Below are 6616 nucleotides of genomic sequence, written 5' to 3' on the forward strand. Positions count from 1 at the left end.
ATCAGATTTTCATCAATTTATTCCAGCCGGCCAATCCGATTCGCCGCAGTGTTTCCTGATTCCGCTCGTAGATTTGTTCGGCATCGGGAAACGCCTGACCCGCGCGCTCAATACTGTCTTCTCTGAGTAAATGCAGAATCGGATACGGCGCGCGATTCGTGTAATTCTCGATGTCGTCGGGATCGGCGCCTTCGAACTGATACAACGGGTGAAAACTCGCAATCTGGATAATGCCTTCGAGCCGAAGCTGCTTCAGCATTCTTTCGGCGAAGAATAGCGCGTCGTTGTAATCGAGAAAATCGCCTAGCGCTTGAGGCAGGATTAACAGCGTCGTGTCCACGGCCGCCGGGTCCGCGCCGACTAGCGTGTTCAGTTCGTTTTCCAGATCGGCCAGCACGCCTTCCAGGTTTATCGCATCGCTCACGGCGTAGCGGATTTGCCCTTTCACATGCACGGCCTTGGCGAACGGGCACAAGTTGAGCCCGATGACGGCCTCAGTCAGCCAGTGACGGGTGGCGGCAACGACAGCATCGTGCGATTCGGCGGGCAACGGCATGGCAGGCGGCAAGCGGCGGGAGAGGCAAAGCGCCATTTTAACGGGCGCGCGTGTGTCTGCGTTGCGCCACTGCCGCAAGAAATTGGACCAGCAAACAAAGCCTAAGACGCTGGCTTCGCACCGCAAGCCGCCGCGATCAATAATGCCGCCGCTTTCGGCGCGGCGAGCACCGGCCCCGATCCCGCGCGATACGTCTGGCTCGCCGCGTACACACCCTCGATCAGCAAAGCGAGCGCGTTCGCCAGCATCTCCGGATCGTCGGCGCCGGCGGCTGTCGCCAGTTCCGTCAGGCGCGCGAGCAGGCGCTCCTTGTTGCGAAACACGAACTGGCGGGCCGCGTGTTCGGTATCGGAAAACTCGACGGCGACGTTCACGAACGGACAGCCGCGATAGTCTTCAAGCGACGCCCGCGCCGCGAGGTCGTCGAAATATTGCTGCAACTGCTTCGCCGGCTCGCCGGGATGTTTCGCGAAGCTCTTCTCCACGTAACCGAAGAATTGCGCGTCCTTGCGCTCGAGATAGGCCATCACGAGTTCGTCTTTCGACGAAAATTGGCGGTACAAACTCATCTTGTTCACGCCGGCCCGCTCGACAACCGCATCGACGCCGACCGCCCGCACGCCGTCGCGATAGAACAGTTCGTCCGCGGCGCGCAGCAAATGCTGCTGCGCTTCGGGGCCGGTCGTCTGCGTTGCGCGCACGCGCCGTGAGGCGGGCGCAGTCGCAGACGCAGCGCGCGAACCGGCTCGTTTGGAAGTATGGCTTTCAGACATGGACGGCCCCTTGATTCAATCGACGCCTTGACATGTTACCGACCGGTAACTAAGATCGCAACACTGATTGTGACTGATCTGTCACAAGTCCCTTACGGAAACCGTAATAGTACGAACACGACCCGTGCGGGCAACTCGAATCCGCGCGACAGGAGAGCCGATGAACTGGGCAGCAAGACTGATAGGCAGGCGTTTTCACTACGGCTGGTTGACGGTCGCGGTGGTGTTTCTGGTGTTGCTCGCGGCCGCCGGCACGCGCGCCACGCCGAGCGTGATGATGGTGCCGCTCGAGCATCAGTTCGGCTGGAGCCGCGCGACGATTTCGCTCGCGATCTCGGTCAACATCGCGCTTTACGGGTTGATGGGGCCGTTCGCGGCGGCGGCCATGCAGCGCTTCGGCGTGCGTCCCACGCTGCTGATCGCGCTCGGCACGATGGCGACGGGCGTCGCGCTGTCCTCGCTGATGACCCAGCCGTGGCAGATGATCCTCGTCTGGGGCGTGATGGTCGGCGGCTCGACGGGTGTGGCGGCGCTGTCGTTGTCGGCGACTGTGGTGACGCGCTGGTTCACCACGCACCGCGGGCTCGTGATGGGTATTCTCACGGCGAGTTCGGCGACCGGCCAACTCGTGTTCCTGCCGATGCTCGCGGCCATCGCCGAGCATTACGGCTGGCGCCAGGTCGTGTGGGTCGTCGCGGCGGCTGCGGCGATCGTGCTGCCGCTCGTCGCCTTTTTGCTGCCTGAGCGTCCGTCGGATGTCGCGCTGCGTCCCTACGGCGAGCCGCATGACGCACCCGCGGCCGCTACGGCCACGAAGCAGAATCCGCTCGCGATCGCGTTCGGCACGCTTGCCATGGCGAGCAAGACGCGCGATTTCTGGCTGCTGTTCTTCAGCTTCTTCATTTGCGGCGCGAGCACGAACGGTTACGTCGGCACTCACCTGATCGCGATGTGCGGCGATTACGGGATGACCGAAGTGCAGGGCGCGTCGCTGCTGGCCGCGATGGGCATCTTCGATCTGTTCGGCACGACGCTCTCCGGCTGGCTGTCCGACCGCTTCAATAGCCGTGTGCTGCTGTTCTGGTATTACGGGCTGCGCGGCTTGTCGCTGATGTATCTGCCGCACGCCTTTGGCATCGACTTTTTCGGTTTGCCGCTTTTCGCCGTGTTCTACGGCCTCGACTGGATCGCGACCGTGCCGCCGACCGTGCGTCTCGCCACGGACGTCTACGGCAAGGAGGCGGCGCCCGTGGTGTTCGGCTGGGTCGTGGCCGGGCATCAGCTCGGCGCGGCGTTCGCGGCGCTCGGCGCGGGCATGCTGCGCGCGAGCCTCGGCACGTACACAGTGGCGTCGATGATTTCGGGCGGTTTGTGTCTCGTGGCCGCGGTCATCGTGTTGCGGATCAACCGGCCCGCCAAGGCGCCGGAGCCGCAGCCGATCTGACGCCACACATGGAGTAACGCGGGCGGCGCTGCGGCGCACCCGCGTCTTGCCATCTGAGCAAAAAGAACCGTACGCATCGGGCAGCGCGCGCGTCGAACCTTGGGTATGCTATGTGGCCTCGGGCAGCCGCCCGCGATCATGAATTTCTATTGAGAGAAGCGCATGACCCACAAACCCGCCCCTACCGAAGTTGCCATTCACGAGTTGATTGCCGGTCGCTGGAGCCCGCGCGCGTATTCGAGCGAACCGGTGAGCCGCGACAATCTGCGCGCAGTGCTCGAAGCGGCTCGCTGGGCGCCTTCGTCGTATAACGCGCAGCCCTGGCGTTTTCTGGTGTTCGACCGCAGCGCCGACGAAGTGGCGTTCAAGCAGGCGTTCGCCACGCTCGTACCGTTCAACCAGGGCTGGAACGCGCCCGCGCCCGTGCTGATCGCCGTGACCGCGCAAACGCGCACCGCCAAGGGCGAAGTGAATCGCTGCGCGCAATATGACGCCGGCGCAGCCGCGATGGCGCTCGTGCTGCAGGCGCATGCGCTCGGCCTCGCCGCGCATCAGATGAGCGGCTTCGACCAGAACGCGTTCCGCACCGCTTTCGATCTGCCGAATGATGTCGAACCGATCGCGATGATTTCGCTTGGTCATTACGGCGAGGTCGACAAGCTCGACCCGGTTCTGCGCGAACGCGAGAAGTCGGTGCGCCAGCGTTTGCCGCTTGCGGAAATCGCCTACAGCGGCGGCTGGAAGAAGCCGTTCTGAGCTAGCTTACGTTGCTGGATACGTCGGGAAGAAACGCGCGGCGCCGACCGCGCGTTTTTTTATCGGCTGCGTAAAAGCGACTTCGTTAAGCCGCCTCGTCATCGCTCACGCTCGAAAGCGGCGTGGCCACATGCTCGAGAGACTTGCGCTCCGCATCCACGCCCCAGATCGCCGCGATCACGGCGGCCGCGAGCATCAGCGCGGAACCGACCAGGTAACCCGAGAACACCTCGCTGCGCTGATGCGTGTCGATCAGCCGTCCGAAGAAAGCCGGGCCGGCGATCCCGCCGAGCGCCGTGCCGAACGCGTAAAACACGGCGATGGCGAGCGCGCGGATCTCCAGCGGAAACGATTCGCTCACGGTGAGATAAGCCGAACTCGCCGCAGCCGACGCGAAGAAGAAAATCACCATCCACGAGGCGGTCTGCGTGACGACCGTCAGCACATGCTGCTGGAACAGGTAGCCGCTTACCGTCAGCAAAATCGCCGAAATGCCGTAGGTCGACGCAATCATCTTGCGCCGCCCGATCACGTCGAACAGCCGGCCGAGCATCAGCGGCCCGAGAAAATTGCCGAGCGCGAAGGGCAGCAGATACCAGCCGATATGGTCGCCCGGCACGCCGTAGAAGTCCGTCAGCACCAGCGCGTAGGTGAAAAAAATGGCGTTGTAGAAGAACGCCTGCGCGGTCATCAGCGAAAGGCCGACCAGCGCGCGCCGTCGGTGCAGATTGAAAAGCGTGTGGAACACCTCGCGCAGCGGCGTGTGGCCGCGCGCACGCAGACGCAGGCGCGTGAGGCCGTCGGCGGCCAGCGCGTGACCTTCGCTGCGAAAACGCGTTTCGATTCCTTCGACGATCGCGCGCGCATCGCGCTCGTGCCCGTGCGTGAGCAGCCAGCGCGGGCTTTCGGGCACCCAGATGCGCATGGGCAAGATGGTTAATGCAAGCACGGCGCCGATCAGAAAGCACGCGCGCCAGCCCCAGTCGCCCGGCAGCAGATTCGGATCGAGCAGGATCAGCGAACCGGCGGCGCCGAGACCCGCGCCGACCCAGAACGTGCCGTTGATGGCGAGATCGATCCAGCCGCGCACGCGAGGCGGCGTGAACTCCTGAATCGTCGAATTGATCGCGGTGTATTCGCCGCCGATGCCCGCGCCCGTCAGAAAGCGGAACAGCAGGAAACTGGCGAGATTCCACGACACGGCGGTCGCCGCAGTCGCCGTCAGATAGACCGCGAGCGTGATGAAGAAGAGCTTGCGCCGGCCCAGCCGGTCCGTGAGCCAGCCGAAGCCGAGTGCGCCGAGCACCGCGCCGGCAATGTAGGCGCTGCCGGCAAGCCCCACGTCCGCGTTGGTGAAATGCAGCGACGGGCTCGACTTCAGCGCGCTCGCGACCGCTCCGGCGAGCGTCACTTCGAGTCCGTCGAGAAGCCACGTCACGCCCAGCGCGACGACGATCAACGTGTGAAAGCGCCCCCACGGCAGGCGGTCGAGCCGGGACGGCAAATCCGTTTCGATGATCCCGGCGGTTTTTCGCTGGACGTCGGCGGCAGGCGGCGCGCTCATTGCTAGTGGTCTCCTGAATCGTTGAAATGCGGCGGCTCGAACTGGCCTATGCAGCAACTTCTATTCCGCGGCTTCGGCGCCCTGTTGCGCGCCTTCGCGCTTTTGGCAAGTTGATGCTGATCCGGCTTTCGTGATACAAAGCCGCTCCTACCTGTGCGCGCCAGCCGTGAGCGGCCATTCCTGCCATGAACTATTGCGCGATTGACTTCGGTACTTCCAACTCCGCCGTAGCCGTTCCTGACGGCGCGGCGCTCAGGCTCGCAGCCGTCGAAGGCGCCTATACGACGCTGCCTACGTCGGTGTTCTTCAATACCGACGAAGACACCCGCGAGTTCGGACGCGCGGCGCTCGCGGCGTACATCGACGGTTTCGACGGCCGGCTGATGCGCTCGATGAAAAGCATCCTCGGCTCGCCGCTTGCCGACCATTCAACCGATCTCGGCGACGGCACGGCAATCAAGTACACCGATATCATCGCGATCTTCCTCGACCATCTGAAGCGCTCGGCGGAGAAAGCCACGGGCGCGCCGATCGAGCGCGCGGTGCTGGGCCGCCCGGTATTCTTCGTCGACGACGATCCGCGCGCCGATCAGATGGCGCAAAAGCAGCTCGAAGCGGCGGCACGCGCGGTGGGCCTGCGGGACATTCACTTCCAGTATGAGCCGATCGCGGCCGCATTCGACTACGAATCGCGCCTCACGCAGGAAGGGCTCGTGCTGGTGGCCGACATCGGCGGCGGTACGTCGGACTTTTCACTGGTGCGCGTCGGACCCGAGCGGATGAACCGCGTCGAGCGCAAGGACGACGTGCTGGCCCATCACGGCGTGCACGTCGCGGGCACGGACTTTGACCGCCGCGTCGAACTGGCGACGATTCTTCGCGAGCTCGGCTATCAGTCGCTCGATCCCGAAGGCCGCGAACTTCCGAACCGCGTCTATTTCGATCTGGCGACGTGGCACCTGATCAATACCGTTTATGCACCGAAGCGCGTCAGCGAACTGGCGCTCATGCGGCACCTGTTCACGGAAGTTAAACACCATGATCGGCTGATGCGCGTGGTCGAGCGGCGCCTTGGTCACGCGCTGGCCGCGCATGCGGAAGAGGCGAAAATCGGCGTCGCCGCGGGCGGCGAGACGGTGATCGACCTCGACGAAGTCGAAGACGATCTGCGCCTTGCATTCGACGAGGCGCAACTCATCGAAGCGGGAGAGGACGAAACGCGCCGCATCGTGGCGGCGGCGCGCGACACCGTGCAGACCGCCGGCGTGTCAATTCGCGACGTGAGCGCGATTTACTTCACGGGCGGCTCGACCGGCCTCGCGTTTCTATCCGGCGCGTTGGCGGCGGCATTCCCCGATGCGGAAGCGGTATTCGGCGACCGTCTCGCGAGTGTCGCAACGGGACTCGGCATTCACGCGCGGCGCGTGTTCGCGTAACTGCGAACCGCCGCTTTTATATTGCGAAGATAATCGCCGCGCGCGAACTCGGCGAATTGCCGGGCGCAATAAAAAACCCCGCCGAGG

The 6616-nt window shown here is 64.1% G+C and carries 6 protein-coding genes; 3 read left to right on the forward strand and 3 right to left on the reverse strand.

Translation table 11 applies throughout. The annotated features are described in order from the left end of the window. Position 1: 1 nt before the first annotated feature. Positions 2–556: a DUF1415 domain-containing protein gene (locus BGRAMDRAFT_RS28245; protein WP_006052309.1), complete on the reverse strand. Its 555-nt coding sequence runs from the start codon at positions 554–556 to the stop codon at positions 2–4. Between the two features lie 101 nt (positions 557–657). Beyond that, entirely contained in the window at positions 658–1329 is a 672-nt protein-coding gene (locus BGRAMDRAFT_RS28250; RefSeq protein ID WP_006052310.1) for a TetR/AcrR family transcriptional regulator, read from the reverse strand. A gap of 160 nt (positions 1330–1489) precedes the next feature. On the opposite strand from BGRAMDRAFT_RS28250, the gene BGRAMDRAFT_RS28255 reads away from it, so the two are divergent. Both BGRAMDRAFT_RS28255 and BGRAMDRAFT_RS28260 read left to right on the forward strand, forming a co-directional pair. Beyond that, positions 1490–2773 carry an MFS transporter gene (locus tag BGRAMDRAFT_RS28255; protein WP_006052311.1) on the forward strand — a complete coding sequence of 428 codons (1284 nt, stop codon included), beginning with the start codon at positions 1490–1492 and terminating at the stop codon, positions 2771–2773. A 162-nt stretch (positions 2774–2935) separates the two neighbouring features. Beyond that, the gene (locus tag BGRAMDRAFT_RS28260) at positions 2936–3529 is read left to right on the forward strand and encodes a nitroreductase family protein (RefSeq protein ID WP_006052312.1); all 594 of its coding nucleotides are present in this window, start codon (positions 2936–2938) and stop codon (positions 3527–3529) included. Positions 3530–3614: 85 nt separating this feature from the next. Here the strand turns inward: BGRAMDRAFT_RS28260 and BGRAMDRAFT_RS28265 are convergent, their stop codons facing one another. Further along, a complete protein-coding gene (locus BGRAMDRAFT_RS28265; RefSeq protein ID WP_006052313.1) occupies positions 3615–5093 on the reverse strand; it encodes an MFS transporter in 1479 nt (492 codons plus the stop codon). A gap of 185 nt (positions 5094–5278) precedes the next feature. Here BGRAMDRAFT_RS28265 and BGRAMDRAFT_RS28270 point away from each other — a divergent pair, with 185 nt between their 5' ends. After that, entirely contained in the window at positions 5279–6529 is a 1251-nt protein-coding gene (locus BGRAMDRAFT_RS28270) for an Hsp70 family protein (RefSeq protein WP_006052314.1), read from the forward strand. The last annotated feature ends 87 nt before the right edge of the window (positions 6530–6616 follow it).

Source organism: Paraburkholderia graminis C4D1M (assembly GCF_000172415.1).
GTDB classification, from domain to species: domain Bacteria; phylum Pseudomonadota; class Gammaproteobacteria; order Burkholderiales; family Burkholderiaceae; genus Paraburkholderia; species Paraburkholderia graminis.

Coding starts and splice junctions, on each gene's coding strand:
- BGRAMDRAFT_RS28255 (WP_006052311.1), top strand. CDS start 1,490: ATGAACTGGGCAGCAAGACTGATAGGCAGGCGTTTTCACTACGGCTGG.
- BGRAMDRAFT_RS28260 (WP_006052312.1), top strand. CDS start 2,936: ATGACCCACAAACCCGCCCCTACCGAAGTTGCCATTCACGAGTTGATT.
- BGRAMDRAFT_RS28265 (WP_006052313.1), bottom strand. CDS start 5,093: ATGAGCGCGCCGCCTGCCGCCGACGTCCAGCGAAAAACCGCCGGGATC.
- BGRAMDRAFT_RS28270 (WP_006052314.1), top strand. CDS start 5,279: ATGAACTATTGCGCGATTGACTTCGGTACTTCCAACTCCGCCGTAGCC.
- BGRAMDRAFT_RS28250 (WP_006052310.1), bottom strand. CDS start 1,329: ATGTCTGAAAGCCATACTTCCAAACGAGCCGGTTCGCGCGCTGCGTCT.
- BGRAMDRAFT_RS28245 (WP_006052309.1), bottom strand. CDS start 556: ATGCCGTTGCCCGCCGAATCGCACGATGCTGTCGTTGCCGCCACCCGT.